Here is a 15,292-nt window from a genome sequence, read left to right on the forward strand (position 1 = left end):
TTACTTCAAGCGGTCGCCGCTGGCGTTAAAATACAGGGGGTTTTCGGGGGTGATGGCGATGCTGTCGCCTTTGTTAAATGTGGTGTGGGCCTCGGTCAGGGTGATCAGGGGGGTGCCGGCAATATCCAGATGCAGGCGGGTCTGATCGCCCAGATGCTCCACCCGAACCACCGTGGCCTTTACCCCTGCCCCGATATGGATGTGTTCCGGCCGCAAGCCGATGTTCACAGCCCCCGCAGGGGCATCGGGGAACAGGTCAGCGGGCAGAATGTTGATTTTCGGCGAGCCAAGCCGGCTGGCGACATAGATGCTGACCGGATCCTCGTAAACCTGACGCGGGGTGCCGAATTGAACCAGCCTTCCCTGATCCAGCACGCCGACATGGGTGGCCATGGTCATCGCCTCGATCTGGTCATGGGTGACATAGAGCAGGGTCGCGCCCAGACTGGCCTGAATACGTTTCAGTTCGATCCGCAAATCCGAACGCAGCTTGGCATCCAGCGAACTAAGCGGTTCGTCCATCAGGTAAATCTGCGGGTCGCGCACCAAGGCGCGGCCTATCGACACCCGCTGCATCTCGCCGCCGGATAATTCCGTCGCCTTGTTGTCCAGTTTGTGGGTGATTTGTAAAACGGCGGCCACCTCGTCCACCTTACGAATGATTTCATCCGGAGGCGTGCGCAACACGGGGGATTTCAACGGAAAGGCCAAATTATCGCGTACCGAAAGATGCGGATAGAGCGAATATTGCTGGAACACCATCGCCACATCGCGTTGCGCGGGCGACAGGTTGGCCACATCTACGCCGTCGATCAAAATCTGCCCGCTGTCGGGCCAGTCCAGCCCCGAAATTAGCCGCAACGTGGTGGTTTTACCGGCACCTGTCGGCCCCAATAGCACGACGAACGATCCGTCAGGCACCGTCATTGTCACATTGTCCAATGCCACCTGTTTGCCAAAGGATTTGGATATGTTTTTCAAGCTGACTTCAGCCATGATCCAGCACTCCTTTGTTGCCTTGGGACAGCAGCGCCTTGCCTGTGCCCTTGTCAAACAGCGTCACATTGCGCGGGTTAAAGTTTAATCCCACCGCATCCCCCGCCTTGACGGGCCTGTCTGAAGGAATCCGCGCCTTTATGGTGCCGTTCGGGGTATCGAGTGTGACAATCTGGGTTGTGCCCAGATATTCGCTTGCCACCACCTGCCCCCGATAGGGCGCGCTGTCGCTGAAACTTACGTTTTCGGGCCGAATGCCGAACACCAGATCACCGGAGGCGCCTTGCAATTGTTCCGGCACATAAAAACTGTGGCCGTCCAGATGAACCGTGCTATCGCCTTTTTCAACGTCCCCCTGAAAATGCAGGAAATTCATGCTGGGGGAGCCAATAAAATCAGCTACAAACATGGTTGCAGGCCAGTCGTATATTTCCTGCGGCACACCGAATTGTTCCACAACACCGTGGTTCATCACCACGATCTTGTCGCCCATCTGCATTGCTTCCAATTGATCGTGGGTAACGTAAACCGTGGTGGCCCCCATGCGGTCGTGCAGGGCGCGCAACTCCTCGGCCATATGCTCTCGGAATTCGGCGTCCAGCGCGCCCAGTGGTTCATCCATCAGGAACGCCTTGGGGTCACGCACAATCGCCCGTCCCAGTGCCACACGCTGACGGTCACCACCGGACAGGCCACCGACCGGTTTGTTCAAAATATCCTCGATCCCCAGAATACGTGCAACTTCGGCCACCTTCTGTTTGATCTGCGCCCGGGGCATGCCCTGACTTTTCAACGGGTAGCTGATATTGTTGCGCACATTCATATGAGGATAGAGCGCGAACATTTGAAAAACAAAGGCAATATCGCGTTCGCGCGCCGGTTTCTGGCTGACCTCTTTACCGTCAATGAACACCTCGCCCGAGGTGGGCAATTCCAGCCCTGCGATCATGCGCAAAGTGGTGGTTTTACCGCAACCGGACGGGCCAAGCAGCATAAAGAATTCGCCATCCTCGATGGTGAAACTGGAGTCCTGTACGGCGGTGAAATCGCCGAAATCCTTACGAAGGTTTTTGATAATTATCTGCGCCATGATCTATTCCGGAAAATGGCTGACGATGATGAACATCACCGTGCCGACCAATGTGACAAGGAATGAATAGGTGAATGCAACCATCCAGAAGGATTGCATCATCATAAACACCCCCAAAGCAATCAGAACCGAGGCCAGCATTTCCCATGCGCCGCGACGGAATCTCAGTAACCCTTTGAAAAACCCGCTCATTTGCGCACCGCCCCGAATGTGATCCCGCGCAGCAGATGTTTGCGCAGCAGGATGGTAAAAATCATAACCGGCATCAGGAAGATCGTGGCGCCAGCCGCCACCGCCGGCCAGTCCTGCCCGCCGACCCCGATGATGGTGGGAATGAACGGCGGCGCGGTTTGCGCCGTGCCCGAGGTCAGCAACACCGCAAAGGCATATTCGTTCCAGGCAAAAATCAGGCAGAAGATCGCGGTCGAGGCAATGCCCGTCGCCGCCTGTGGCAGCACAACCTTATAGAAGGCCTGAAAACGGGTGTAGCCATCGATCAGCGCCGCTTCCTCGTATTCCAGCGGGATTTCGTCGATAAACCCTTTCAACAGCCAGACCGACAGCGACAGGTTCACGGCGGTATAGAGCAGGATCATGCCCAGATGCGTGTCCGACAGGCCCAACTGGCGAAACATCAGAAAGATCGGGATCGCTACCGCGATGGGCGGCATCATCCGTGTGGACAGGATGAAAAACAGCAGATCATCCTTGATCGGCACCTTGAAGCGGGAAAAGGCGTAAGCTGCTAACGTGCCCAGAAACACCGAAAAGAAAGTCGAGCCAAAGCCGATGATCACCGAATTCAGGAACCGCTGGCCAAAACGTGACGGCCCTGCGATCACCATGCCCTTGTCGCGCACGATTTCCTCGTACCAGGTGGTTGGCGGCTGCAATTTGTCCTGCATATCCGGCGTGATCCGGGTTTGCGTGGTGAACAGGTTCACATAGCCCTCAAGTGTGGGTTGGAACACCACCTTTGGCGGGTAAGCAATTGAATCCGATGGGGATTTAAAGCCGGTGGCGATGATCCACAGCAGCGGCATGATGGTGATCAGCGCATAGGCGACGACCAGTATGCCGGCGATCCATTTCATCCGGTTTGACGGTTCGGTGATGGAAAACCCGCTCATCTTTCTTTTACCTTGTTCAGGGCTTTGACGTAAATCGAAGCCAGTCCGAAGATCGTAACGAACAGGATCACCGCATAGGCCGAAGCATATCCGGTGCGCCACTTCTCGAACGCCTCGCGTTTCAGATTGATCGAGGTGACCTCGGTGGCCGACCCCGGCCCGCCGCCGGTCAGTTGCACCACCAGATCGAACATCTTGAAGTTTTCAATGCCGCGAAACAGCACCGCCATCATCAGGAACGGCAGCACCATCGGGATGGTGATGGTCCAGAACTGGCGCCATTTGCTGGCGCGGTCACATTCGGCGGCCTCGTAGATGGATCCGGGAATGGATCGCAACCCGGCAAGGCAGATCAACATCACAAAGGGTGTCCACATCCATGTATCCACGATCACAATCGCCCAAGGCGCCAGACTGACCGAACCGATCATCGAAAACGACGCCGGATCAACGCCGGAAAAGAAGCTGACCACATAGTTGAACAGCCCGATTTGCGGCTGGTACAGGAAGGTCCAGAAGTTGCCGACCACCGCAGGGGACAGCATCATCGGCAATACGATAATGGTGGTCCACATATCGTTGCCGCGAAATTTCTTGTTGATCAGATAGGCGAGCGTAAAGCCGATCAGCACCTGGAAAAAGATCGTCCAGATCAGGAAATGCGCTGTGGCCTGCATGGTTTGCCAGATGTCAGGATCGCTCAGGATGCGTTCATAATTGCGCAGCCCCACCCATTTTACATCGGCATTCATACGGTTGACGCGGAAATTGGTAAAACTTAACCGGATCGTCCAGATCAGCGGGAAAATATTGACCGCCAGCAGCAGGAATATCGACGGGGCGACGAATATCCACGCAATTGTCCTGTCGGACAGGCCTCTGACACGTTTGGCTATGCCTGGCGGGGTCGCCTTGGCAATACGGTCCATCGCTTTGTCGGCCATGGGAATTCCTTGGATTTCAGGTGGTTATTCTGGCAGAGCAGGCATGATGCTTGCTCTGCCGATGTGTCATGGCCCCGCCCGTTTGTCGGGCGGGGCAGTTTGGCAGGATTAAATCTTGCCTTCGTCCTCGAACACTTCGGTCCAGTCCTTGACCAAGCCGTCCAGCGCCTCTTTGGCTGTGCCCTGACCGGCGACCACATATTTGTGAACGCGGTCCTGCATCGCCAGAAGCAAAGACGCATAGGATGGCTCGGCCCAGAAATCCTTAACAATGGCCATCGATTCAAGGAACGCCTTGTTATAGGGCTGGGCATCCGGAAATGCCGGATCCTCGACCACCGCACGCATCGCCGATGCACCACCCATTTCGGTCCAGCGGGCCTGAATTTCAGGCTGTGCGAACCATTTGATATACTCAAGGGCTGCGTCCTTGTGCTCGGTGTTGGCAACAACCGAAATCCCCTGCCCGCCCAACTGTGCATAATGCCCAGCCGGACCCGGCGGGTTGGCAAAGTAACCGGTGCGGTCCCCACCAACGTTCGGGTCGGCATTTACGCCAGGCCAGATAAAGGCAAAGTTCATCTGCAGCGCGACCTGACCCGATTTATAGGCGTCGATGTCTTCGGACATATACCAGTCCGACGATCCCGGAGGGGTGCAGCAATCATACAGTGATTTGTAATATTCCAGACCGGCAATTGCGCCTTCGGAATTCACATAGCCATCCAGTTCTGCATAGGGGTTTTCCGGATTGCCATATTCAAAGCCGTAGTTATACAGCGCGTTGGTCACACCCATCGTGATCCCTTCCGAGCCACGCTCGGTATAGATCGCGGCACCGTAAACGGTTTTTCCGTCAATATCGCGCCCCTGAAAGAATTCAGCGATATCTTTTAGCTGTGACAGATCGGCAGGAACGCCCAGATCATAGCCATACTTGCCTTTGAATTCCTCTTGCAGTTCCGGCCGCGAAAACCAGTCCTTGCGATAGGTCCAGCCCACCACATCGGCATAGGCCGGCAGCGCCCAGTAATTCGGCGTGCCCTTGGGCCATTCGGCGTAACCGGTCACGGTTGCGGGCAGGAAATCGTCCATCGAAATGCCGTTGGCATCAAAGAATTCGTTCAGCTTCAGGTACTGGCCATTTTCAGCCGCGCCACCGATCCACTGGCTGTCGCCGATCATCAGGTCACACAGTTTGCCACCCGAGTTCAGCTCGTTCAGCATACGGTCGGCAAAATTGGGCCACGGAACAAATTCGAATTCCATGTTCACGCCGGTTTTGCTCTCGTAATCCTTGGACAGTTCGACCAATGCGTTTGCCGGATCCCACGCGGCCCAGCACAGTGTCATGGATTCAGCCGAAGCGCCCGTCGCGGCAAAAGCCGAGATTGTCGCCATAGCGGTTGCCATCATTAGATTGGATGTTTTCATTATATTCTCCCTAGAAATAAAAGCGGGCCAGCAGCCCCCCTTTGCGCCACTTTATTGCCAAAGCGTAGGTGATGTGCGCACCTCAAGTCAATTGATTTTTGAGGTGCGTGCCTCATTACGCGTCAAATCAATGGGTTGGCATATTTTCATGGCTCTGCAAGGGATCGCAACAGGTCTATTCGGGCATATTTTCCCGCAAAGTGATCTCGATCCGAATCCGTTCCTGCGAAGCAATCGTGCCCACCTGCTCGGCCTTGGCCCGCAAAATCCGGATAGAGCTGCGCACCAGATGGCCGACATCCTGCGTGATCACCGCATCCAGCGTGCCATCAATCAGCCGCGCGCGTGTATCGGGGGTTAGTTCGTGACCTATGATCACCATCTCGTCCGCCCCGCCTTCAGCTTCGATCGCCCGCATGGTTTCGCCAATGTCGTGGTGCATCAGATAGATGCCGACAACGGGTTCCCCGCCCTGTAGGGCCGTGTGGATAATCCGGGCTGTGCGCTGTGGATCGCCATAGGTTTCCATTGTCGGGCGCACTGTCAGGCGGTCAGCGTATTTCGCAATGATCGCATCAAATCCCAGACGTCGTTCCTGACTGTCACGCGACTGGATGGTTTCGGTGAGAACCAGCACAACACCGGTCTGCGCAGCGGTAAACCGCGCCATCAACTGCCCCACGGTACGCCCTGCGGCCTCGTTGTTTACCCCGACAAATAAGGCATTATCGGCGTTTGGCTGGTTGGAAACAAAGGCGACAACCGCAATTCCCCGACTGTCCAGCCGTGAAATGGCATCCCGCACCTGCGGGCTTTCGGGGGCCATGATGGCGACGCCATCCACTCCATCCGCCGACAGTTCATCCAGTCGGGCGGCAATACGGTGCGGATCATTGGCCGGCACCCTGATAACCGTTGCACTTGTGCGTTCGCTGTGCAGCGCATGATTGGCCTCGTTGATTGAATCGCGGATCAGATCAATGAATTCGTCATCATGGTCCGGTAGTAAAAACACCATCCGGTATTCTTTGCCCCGCGCCAGATTGGCCGCTGACATATCCCGCACAAATCCGATATCGGCAATCGCGCGGGTCACACGTTCGACCGTCACCTTACGCACCCCGCTACGACGGTTCAACACCCGGTCAACGGTTGCCAGACTGACGCCCGCGGCTTTTGCAAGGTCTTTGGTTGTCGGTCTTGCCATGGGGTCTCCGCTTGGGCAATCAGGGTGCGCCACAATGAGGCACGTCAATCATTTATATATGCCCTGCAGCTTCAAGTAAACGTCGGCAAGCAAAATCCAACAAGCTTGTTTGTGCTGCATTGCAAGCATTTGGACCTGAGAACAAGTAAACTGAATACCCGTCAAAGACACCTTTGAACTTACGGTAACAACCTGTGACATATTCACGGTTCTTGATCGACAACATTGCGCAGCCCCCCCAGCCCAACCCATTTATAGGGTAAGACGATATTAATCCGTTACCATAAGGGGGTGCCCGATATGAGTACTGATAATCGCAACATCATCTGGTTCGAAGAATTGTCCCGCACGGATGTGGGTCTGGTCGGGGGCAAGAATTCCTCGCTTGGGGAAATGGTCAGCAACCTGTCACAGGCGGGGATCAAAGTGCCCGCCGGTTTTGCCACCACCGCCGACGCCTATCGGGCCTATATGACCTACAATCATCTGGATGATCTGATCGCAACGACCCTGAGCCAAGAGGCCGACGGCAAGATTTCATTGCAAGAAGCCGGTGAAACCATCCGCGCGGCCATCATCAAAGGGGATTGGCCACAAGATATCCGCGACAGCCTGATAGAAAGCTATCGTGAACTGGGCAAGCGTAGCGGGAATGATGAACTGCCCGTCGCTGTGCGTTCCAGCGCCACGGCCGAGGATCTGCCGGACGCAAGTTTCGCAGGTCAGCAGGAAACCTTTCTGAATGTGCGCGGGGAAAAGGCGCTGCTGAACACCTGTCGGCGCTGCTATGCCTCGCTGTTTACCGATCGGGCGATTTCGTATCGCAAAATCAAGGGGTTCGATCATCAGAAAATTGCATTGTCGGTCGGTGTGCAGCGGATGGTGCGCTCGGATATTGGCGGATCAGGGGTGATGTTTTCTATCGACACGGAATCCGGTTTTGACAAGGTTGTCCTGATCAATGCCGCTTGGGGATTGGGTGAAAACGTGGTTCAGGGCGCGGTGAACCCCGATGAATACGAGGTTTACAAGCCTTTGTTGCCCAATCCCGATTTCACCCCGATCCTTGAAAAGAAACTGGGCGCCAAAGAAAAGAAAATGATCTATGCGGACAGCAGCGGCGGCGAAACCCGCAATGTGCCCACATCCAAGGCCGAGCGCGCGGCGTTTGTGCTGACGGACGACGATATTCTTGACCTTGCCCGACTGGCCTGCGCGATCGAGGATCATTATGGCCAGCCAATGGATATGGAATGGGCCAAGGACGGGATCACGGGCGAATTGTTCATCGTTCAGGCCCGCCCTGAAACCGTGCAATCGCGTATTGGTCAAGGGGTGCAGAAAACCTATCGGGTGCGCAATGCCGGCAAGAAACTATTAAGCGGTCTTAGCGTCGGATCTGCCGCCATTTCCGGCCGTGTTTACCTGATCGAAAACGCCAAGGACATTGACCGTTTTGTCGATGGGTCGATCCTTGTCACTTCGACCACCGACCCCGATTGGGTGCCCATCATGAAACGCGCGGCAGCGATTGTGACGGATCACGGCGGGCGCACCTCGCATGCCGCGATTGTCAGTCGTGAACTGGGGCTTCCGGCGATTGTCGGCACCTCGCTGGCCACGCATATCCTGCATGATGAACAGGATATCACCGTGTCCTGCGCCGAAGGCGACGAGGGCTTTGTTTACGAAGGGTACGCCGAAATCGAGGTGCAGGAAATCCAGACCGGTGATGTGCCCGAGACCAAAACCCGTGTGATGCTGAACCTTGCCAACCCTTCCGCCGCGTTTCGCTGGTGGCGGTTGCCCGCAGACGGTGTCGGACTGGCGCGGATGGAGTTTGTTATCAACAATGCCGTGCGGGTTCACCCGATGGCACTGGTTCACTTCGAGAGCCTGAAGGACGAAGCCGCATGCGAGGAAATCGCAGAACTGACACAGGGTTACTCCGATAAGCGTAACTATTTCGTTGACCATCTGGCCATGGGTTTATCGCGCATTGCAGCAGTTATGTATCCCAGGCCGGTGATCATCCGGATGAGCGATTTCAAAACCAATGAATACGCCGATCTATTGGGTGGCAAACAGTTTGAACCCAAAGAAGAAAACCCGATGATCGGATTTCGCGGTGCCTCGCGGTACTACTCGGACTGTTACCGCGACGGGTTCGCGCTGGAATGTCGGGCCATCAGAAAACTGCGTATGGAAATGGGCTTTGACAATGTGATCGTGATGATCCCCTTCTGCCGCTCGCCGGACGAGGCGGATCGCGTGATGGCGGTGATGGCCGAAAACGGGCTGGAGCGGGGCAAGGACGGCTTGCAGGTTTATGTCATGTGCGAAATCCCGTCAAATGTGATCCTGGCCGAGGAATTTGCCAAACGGTTTGACGGCTTCTCGATCGGCTCGAACGACCTAACGCAGCTGACACTGGGCGTTGACCGCGATTCCGAGGATCTGTCGGACCTGTTTCTGGAAAGCGATCCGGCGGTTTTGTGGATGATTAAAACGGTGATCGAAAAGGCGCACAAAGCGGGGTCCAAAGTGGGGCTGTGTGGTCAGGCGCCCAGCAACAATCCCGAATTTGCCCGCAAACTGGTGGAATACGGTATTGATTCAATCTCGGTCACACCGGACGCCTATCTGGCGGTGAAACAGAACGTGGCCAAGGCCGAGTAATCTTCCAGCGGCATATCCTCGGCCTCGGCATGCAGATATTCAACGCTGCCGCCGCCGCGTGTGCGGGCCACATCCAGCATACCGGCGCTGGCATCCGCAACAATCACCTTGCGGGCCGGATCGGCCGCTTTCACACCAAAGGCAATGTCGCCCGTGCCCCCCGCCAAATCGATCAGCGGGCCATTCATCCCCTGAAGCCGCTTTAGCGCCACCCGCACCGTGGCGCGTTTCCACAGGCGATGCAGACCAAAGCTCATCAGATCGTTCATCAGGTCATAACGCGGCGCGATCCGGTCAAACAACGCCCGCACAGCACCGCGCCGTTCGTCCTGCGCGACCCGCTCTGCGCCGAAAGTTTCGCGCAGACTGTCCAGTTCCTTGACCCGTTCTTGTGACGCTACCATTGCCTCGTCCTTCTTGCTTGCCCAGCATAAAGAGGGCTGGGTTCGTCCTGTCACCAAGCTAAATAATGGCAGCAAGGATTCTTCCATTGGGCAGATTGTCCCGCTCAAGAATTCCCTGCGAATTGGTTCCCAAGCCGAACAGCCTTTCCATCAGCTAACAAAAGCTGGCTTGAACTGCGGTTCGCAAAAGTTGTGTTTTTGGCTTGCGGCGGTGCTGTCATATAACTGTTACATGGCTGTTACATAGTGGGTTTTCTGCATTTTTCAGTCACTTACCGCGTGTTTATTTAACCTTACAAGGACCCTAGGGAACCTCTAAAAATCCCCCAAAATCCGGCCTGACGGGGTAGAATCGTCATCAGGATGAAAATGATTCGACCGACGGGGTTTTGTCATGGGTCAGATGGGATTTTTTGATCTTTCCAGCCGATACGCGGGACTGGACAAATCTGGTGATCCGCTGGTGTTGCTCAACGACATGGTGCCGTTCGAGGATTACCGGGACGAGCTGAAGGCCATATGGCGCACGCCGCCCGAACAGCGCAAATCCAACGCTGGCCGCCCGCCTTGGGATGAGGTGCTGATATTCAAGACGATGGTTTTGCAGCAGCTCTACAACCTCTCTGACGATCAGATCGAGTATCAGATCCGCGACCGCCTGTCGTTCATGCGGTTTCTCGGCCTTGGCATTGAAGACAGCGTACCTGACGCCAAGACCATCTGGGCCTACCGTGAAAGGCTGGCCGGGGCCGGGAAGATGAAGGAGCTGTTTGACAAGTTCGATGCCTTTCTGCGCGAAAAGGGCTATCTGGCGATGGGCGGGCAGATTGTTGATGCGAGCATCGTTCCGGCGCCGCGCCAGCACAACAAAAGGGACGAGAACGAGAAAATCAAGGCGGGCGAAACGCCTGAAGAGTGGGAGGAAAAACCCCACAAGAAGCGCCAGAAGGACGTGGATGCGCGCTGGACGAAGAAGCACGGCAAGAGCTATTACGGCTACAAGAACCACATCAATGTCGACCGGCGGCACAAATTCATCCGCGCTTATGATGTCACCGATGCCGCCGTGCATGACAGCCAGGCGCTTGCCGGTCTGATTGATGCGAGCAACACCTCATCGGACCTGTGGGCCGACAGCGCCTATCGCTCGCAAAAGATCGAAAGCGAGCTGGAAGAGCGGGGGCTTCACAGCCATATCCATCACAAGGGCAGGCGCGGCAAGCCGCTTGGCGAGCGCCAGCAAAAGGCCAACCGGAGGCGCTCGAAAGTGCGGGTCCGGGTCGAGCATGTATTCGCTTTTCAGGAGCGCTCCATGGGCGGCAAGCTGATCCGCTCCATCGGCCTGAAGCGGGCGCGATTTCGCATCGGGATGATGAACCTGGTCTACAACATGAAGCGCTTCGTCCAGTTCGAATGCGGCCTGGCGGCGCCGGGATAAGGGTTCATGGGGTGAGGTGTGCCTGAAATACCCAAAACCGGCTTGAAACCGGTGAAAATGGGTTTATGATCCGAAGCAATCAGGCGGGACAGGCGAAAAACCGTCCACCCCGCCGCGAAGAAGGCGAAAACGGGAATTTACAGAGGTTCCCCCTATGCTACCAAATACGCTTGCAAACAGGGCATCCTTTGCCTAGTTAGGCGCACCCATCCAAGGCGAACGAGGCAGCAGTGCTTACATTTATATTAAGGGGCTGACCCAGATAACCTAAAAAGAGGTTATGATGGGAAGCATGAGAAAGAGTCGCCTGAGCCACTACAAGCAAGACCGTCTTACGGAGCATTTTGTTTCGGGATCGACAGCACGAACAGCAGCCAGTTTGTGTGGTGTAAACCGCAAGACCGCAGCGTTTTATTTTCTACGCCTGCGCGAGATAATCGCCTATGAGCTGGAGGCGGAAAGCCAAGCTATGTTCGGCGGAGAAATAGAAGTGGACGAAAGCTACTTTGGCGGCAAACGCAAAGGTAAACGCGGGCGTGGTGCGGCAGGTAAAATTCCCGCTTTTGCTGTTGATCGGTGTCGCGATGTTCCTGAAAGGACAACAGCCCAAGGTCCGCCAGACGGGCCGTATCCTGATTGGGCTTGCGCTGGTGCTGGTGTCGCTGGATATGATCCGCATGGCCACCGAGCCGATCCGCGACAGTGCCGCGATTGCACCTTTTGCAGGCTATCTGGCCAAAGATGTGTTTTCCGCCTTTATCGTCGGTGCTTTGCTGGCCTGGGCGATGCATTCCAGCGTTGCCTCGGTGTTGATGTTCGTAACCTTTGCTGCCCAGGGGCTATTGCCCGCCACGGCTGCTATGGCGATGGTGCTGGGTGCCAATCTGGGCGGATCCTTCATCCCCTTCACCCTGACCCTTGGCGCACCGGCCAATGCACGGATTATCGTGATCGGCAATTTGCTGCTGCGTGGTGGCGGCGCCATCATTGCCCTGTTAATGCTGCATTTTTCTGTATTCCCACTGGATATTCTGGGCGGTTCGGCCCAACGTCAGACAATCAACCTGCATCTGGCCTACAACCTGATTGTGGTGCTGCTGTCATTGCCGTTAATCACCCCCCTCACCCGTTTTCTGGACCGGATACTGGCCGATCCGATTTCCGCTGATGCCGTCAAAATCGATCGCATCAGCGCTCTGGATGAAACCGCGCTTGATGACCCCGATCGCGCCCTGATCGGTGCCTCTCGCGAGGTGTTGCATATCGGCGAACGGATCGAGGCTATGCTATCTCCTGTTTTGGGCCTGTATGAAACATGGGACGAAGCCACGGCCAAGGCCATTCGCGACAATGAATCCGAAGTGAATGCGATGTATTTTGACACAAAACTGTATCTGGCCAAGCTGCACCAGAAACAGATTCCGGAAAAAATTGCCCATCGCAGTATGGAGCTTTCTTCGGTTGCGATTAACCTTGAAGCGGCGGGGGATGTGATCTCGAAAAACCTGCTGGGGATGGCGCATAAGGTACATGACAAGGGGCTGAAATTTTCACCCCAAGGGTGGCAGGAATTGTGCGATTTTCATGATCGGGTGCTGTCTAATGTGCAACTGTCGTTGAATGTTCTGATGACCAACAGCGTTGATGCCGCACGTCAATTGGTCGAGGAAAAAGAAGCAGTGCGTGATGTAGAACAGGAATTACAACGCCGCCACCTGGAACGCCTGCGCAAAGGCACCACCGAAAGTATCGAAACCAGCAACATCCATCAGGAAACCCTGCGGGCGCTAAAACAGATCAATACGGCGGTGTCGATGGTTGCCTATTCCATTCTGCGCGATACTGGCGAATTGCTGCACAGCCGACTGGCCGACAATAACGAAGAACACGGCTGATCGGGCAAGGATTCCCTGCCCGATCGATATATCAAGCCGCTATTGCAGGATGCGAAACATTACGTCGCAACAGACTTAGGCCGATGATAAACAGCGTTGCGTTGAACATGGGAAACCCTGATTGTTCAAGTGAAACAACGCCCGTACCTGTGTAAAACAGACCCGCCGCAAGGTCGATTACCTGAATGGCAATCATTCCATCAGCCCAGATCCGGTAGCGCACCGGATCACTGGCAATCACGAACATCCCGACGCCATAAACCAGAAACCGCCCGGCCAGCATCGCCAGTGGGTAATTGATGTCCTGACCGATCTGGCTTAACCCCTGCCACGCAACAAAGAACTGCGGGGCAAACAGGTAAAGCGCGCCCAGCACCAGCTGGACCACACCGATGAAATAACAGAGAGCCTTGAAGTAAGTCATATCTTGTGCCTTTTTGCTTGATTCAAACTACAAAGGCAGACATATTTCCATAACTTCCTTATGGGAAGTAGTTACCTAAATGAAAGTGACTATCCGATATGGACGCTATGAAACCCGGTGTTGATTGCACCCCCGATTGCCCCGTCAAACTGTCCGCCGATATCTTGTCGGGCAAATGGACCACACTGATCATCCGCGAATTGCTGGCAGGCACGCGGCGTTATTCGCAACTGCAATATGCACTGTTGGGGGTCAGCCCGAAAATCCTTGCTGCGCGCTTGCGGATGCTTCAATCCGAAGGTCTGGTAACACGCAAGGTTTACCCGACCGTGCCACCGAAAACCGAATATACATTGACCGATCTGGGTCGGGAAGCGGAACGTGTGATACGCGCCATGGCCGATTTCGGCAATTTGCTGGCGGCGCGGGAAAGCCCCACACCATGACCATCCCGATCCTGATCCTTGCCGCCGGTGCCTCGACCCGCATGCAGGGCCGTGACAAGCTGTTGGAAGATATCCACGGCCGCCCCCTGCTGCGCCATGTCACCCGCCGCGCGGTGGCAACGGGCTGTCCGGTGATGGTCGCATTGCCCGCTGGCAACCAGACCCGCCGCAAACTGCTTGAGGGGTTGGATGTCACCATTCTGGAGGTCACGGATGCCGATAGCGGCATGGCCGCGTCCCTTCGGGCGGGTCTGGGTGTATTGCCCGAAGAGGCCAGTGGATTGCTCGTGGCGCTGGCCGATATGCCTGACATAACCACTGACGATTACCTGAACCTTATCAAAGCCTTCCTGAATGATCTTGAAGCCAACATCCACCGTGCAGCCAGTGTGGATGGCATCGCTGGAAATCCCGTTCTGCTACCCCACTGGGCGCTGAATGACCCAAGCGTTTTCACCGGAGATGCTGGCGCTCGCCACCTGTTGCGCCAACACGCCGAACGGGTGCGATTGGTGCCCCTGCCCGGCGCCCATGCCACCACCGATCTGGATACACCGCAGGATTGGGCAAAATGGCGAAAACGGTGCTAAGCGGTTTCTTTGTTGATCACCGCCAGCGGCATCTGGCAAAACCCCTGCGCCGGAATATCCAGTGCGGCATTGTATTTGCTCGACATGTTCTGGAACGCGATCAGACCGCATAACTCGGCCAAGGCATCCTCATTGAAATGCGCCTTTAGCTGCTCCATCAACCCCGCCGTAACATCCTGATCCGTATAGGTTATTGCCTCGGTCAGCTCCAGCGCCAGACGTTCACGTTCCACGAACAGGTCGCTATCCTTCCAGCCCGCCAGATGCGCCACCTTTTCCTCGCTCACGCCGCGTTTCATCAGGGTCGTGGCGTTGATATCGACACAAAATTCGCAATGGTTGATCTGCGACACCCGCACCGTCACCAAGGATCGCAACGCCGGATCAATCCGCCCCTTGCGCCGGTTCAGCGCGCCATACAGCAGCGCCACCCCGACAAACACCGAAGGCGTGCGCGCCCAGAGCATCCCCGGCTCAAGCACCTTGCCGTATGTCTTTTTCTGCTTCCAGAAAAACAGCCGGATATACCACGGGTAATCGGAAACGGGTTTGGGCGGGATGAACATATTTCACACCTTGATATTGTTGGGCCGCGCGCCCTTTATCCGCCCTGTT

16 protein-coding genes and 1 pseudogene are annotated in these 15,292 nt (G+C 55.8%); 7 read left to right on the forward strand and 10 right to left on the reverse strand.

The annotated features are described in order from the left end of the window. The 7 genes from ACQY4M_RS06865 to ACQY4M_RS06895 all read right to left on the reverse strand — a co-directional run bounded on the left by ACQY4M_RS06865 (position 1) and on the right by ACQY4M_RS06895 (position 6,801). Positions 1-996, reverse strand: a complete 996-nt coding sequence (locus tag ACQY4M_RS06865) for an ABC transporter ATP-binding protein (RefSeq protein WP_428542441.1) — start codon at positions 994-996, stop codon at positions 1-3. Next, a complete protein-coding gene (locus ACQY4M_RS06870; RefSeq protein ID WP_428542444.1) occupies positions 989-2,086 on the reverse strand; it encodes an ABC transporter ATP-binding protein in 1,098 nt (365 codons plus the stop codon). Before ACQY4M_RS06870 ends, ACQY4M_RS06865 begins: the two co-directional genes overlap by 8 nt. 3 nt (positions 2,087-2,089) lie before the next feature. Further along, positions 2,090-2,278 carry a hypothetical protein gene (locus ACQY4M_RS06875; protein WP_118942616.1) on the reverse strand — a complete coding sequence of 63 codons (189 nt, stop codon included), beginning with the start codon at positions 2,276-2,278 and terminating at the stop codon, positions 2,090-2,092. Continuing rightward, entirely contained in the window at positions 2,275-3,216 is a 942-nt protein-coding gene (locus ACQY4M_RS06880) for a carbohydrate ABC transporter permease (RefSeq protein ID WP_428542448.1), read from the reverse strand. The genes ACQY4M_RS06875 and ACQY4M_RS06880 overlap by 4 nt, the downstream gene beginning before the upstream one ends. Beyond that, positions 3,213-4,160 carry a carbohydrate ABC transporter permease gene (locus ACQY4M_RS06885; RefSeq protein ID WP_428542451.1) on the reverse strand — a complete coding sequence of 316 codons (948 nt, stop codon included), beginning with the start codon at positions 4,158-4,160 and terminating at the stop codon, positions 3,213-3,215. The genes ACQY4M_RS06880 and ACQY4M_RS06885 overlap by 4 nt, the downstream gene beginning before the upstream one ends. A gap of 108 nt (positions 4,161-4,268) precedes the next feature. After that, positions 4,269-5,594, reverse strand: a complete 1,326-nt coding sequence (locus ACQY4M_RS06890) for an ABC transporter substrate-binding protein (RefSeq protein ID WP_428542454.1) — start codon at positions 5,592-5,594, stop codon at positions 4,269-4,271. A 175-nt stretch (positions 5,595-5,769) separates the two neighbouring features. After that, on the reverse strand, positions 5,770-6,801 hold the full coding sequence (locus tag ACQY4M_RS06895; RefSeq protein ID WP_428542457.1) for a LacI family DNA-binding transcriptional regulator: 1,032 nt from the start codon (positions 6,799-6,801) through the stop codon (positions 5,770-5,772). A 300-nt stretch (positions 6,802-7,101) separates the two neighbouring features. Between ACQY4M_RS06895 and ppsA the strand changes: the two genes are divergently transcribed. Next, positions 7,102-9,480, forward strand: a complete 2,379-nt coding sequence (gene ppsA / locus ACQY4M_RS06900; protein ID WP_428542460.1) for a phosphoenolpyruvate synthase — start codon at positions 7,102-7,104, stop codon at positions 9,478-9,480. On the opposite strand, the gene ACQY4M_RS06905 is transcribed toward ppsA, so the two are convergent. Further along, positions 9,441-9,884: a class I SAM-dependent methyltransferase gene (locus tag ACQY4M_RS06905; protein WP_428542463.1), complete on the reverse strand. Its 444-nt coding sequence runs from the start codon at positions 9,882-9,884 to the stop codon at positions 9,441-9,443. The genes ppsA and ACQY4M_RS06905 overlap by 40 nt on opposite strands. Positions 9,885-10,278: 394 nt before the next feature. Here ACQY4M_RS06905 and ACQY4M_RS06910 point away from each other — a divergent pair, with 394 nt between their 5' ends. From ACQY4M_RS06910 to ACQY4M_RS06925, 4 genes and pseudogenes are all read left to right on the forward strand, one after another. Next, positions 10,279-11,322 (forward strand): IS5 family transposase, encoded by a 1,044-nt coding sequence (locus ACQY4M_RS06910; protein WP_428539227.1) that lies wholly within the window; start codon positions 10,279-10,281, stop codon positions 11,320-11,322. A gap of 65 nt (positions 11,323-11,387) precedes the next feature. After that, positions 11,388-11,522 carry a hypothetical protein gene (locus tag ACQY4M_RS06915; RefSeq protein ID WP_428542466.1) on the forward strand — a complete coding sequence of 45 codons (135 nt, stop codon included), beginning with the start codon at positions 11,388-11,390 and terminating at the stop codon, positions 11,520-11,522. A 92-nt stretch (positions 11,523-11,614) separates the two neighbouring features. Further along, positions 11,615-11,893, forward strand: a pseudogene (locus tag ACQY4M_RS06920) (IS1595 family transposase); the annotation flags it as partial. A 13-nt stretch (positions 11,894-11,906) separates the two neighbouring features. Next, positions 11,907-13,217 (forward strand): Na/Pi cotransporter family protein, encoded by a 1,311-nt coding sequence (locus ACQY4M_RS06925; RefSeq protein ID WP_428542469.1) that lies wholly within the window; start codon positions 11,907-11,909, stop codon positions 13,215-13,217. A gap of 31 nt (positions 13,218-13,248) precedes the next feature. Here ACQY4M_RS06925 and ACQY4M_RS06930 read toward each other — a convergent pair whose 3' ends face one another. Beyond that, positions 13,249-13,641: a hypothetical protein gene (locus ACQY4M_RS06930; RefSeq protein ID WP_428542472.1), complete on the reverse strand. Its 393-nt coding sequence runs from the start codon at positions 13,639-13,641 to the stop codon at positions 13,249-13,251. A gap of 98 nt (positions 13,642-13,739) precedes the next feature. Between ACQY4M_RS06930 and ACQY4M_RS06935 the strand changes: the two genes are divergently transcribed. Together ACQY4M_RS06935 and ACQY4M_RS06940 are read left to right on the forward strand one after the other, a co-directional pair. Continuing rightward, positions 13,740-14,087 carry a winged helix-turn-helix transcriptional regulator gene (locus tag ACQY4M_RS06935; RefSeq protein WP_428542475.1) on the forward strand — a complete coding sequence of 116 codons (348 nt, stop codon included), beginning with the start codon at positions 13,740-13,742 and terminating at the stop codon, positions 14,085-14,087. Then, positions 14,084-14,677: a nucleotidyltransferase family protein gene (locus ACQY4M_RS06940; protein ID WP_428542478.1), complete on the forward strand. Its 594-nt coding sequence runs from the start codon at positions 14,084-14,086 to the stop codon at positions 14,675-14,677. The genes ACQY4M_RS06935 and ACQY4M_RS06940 overlap by 4 nt, the downstream gene beginning before the upstream one ends. Here ACQY4M_RS06940 and ACQY4M_RS06945 read toward each other — a convergent pair. After that, positions 14,674-15,243, reverse strand: a complete 570-nt coding sequence (locus ACQY4M_RS06945; protein ID WP_428542481.1) for a carboxymuconolactone decarboxylase family protein — start codon at positions 15,241-15,243, stop codon at positions 14,674-14,676. The genes ACQY4M_RS06940 and ACQY4M_RS06945 overlap by 4 nt on opposite strands. Between the last annotated feature and the right edge of the window lie 49 nt (positions 15,244-15,292).

The sequence above is a fragment of the Profundibacter sp. genome (assembly GCF_965277155.1).
Classification (GTDB): Bacteria; Pseudomonadota; Alphaproteobacteria; order Rhodobacterales; family Rhodobacteraceae; genus Profundibacter.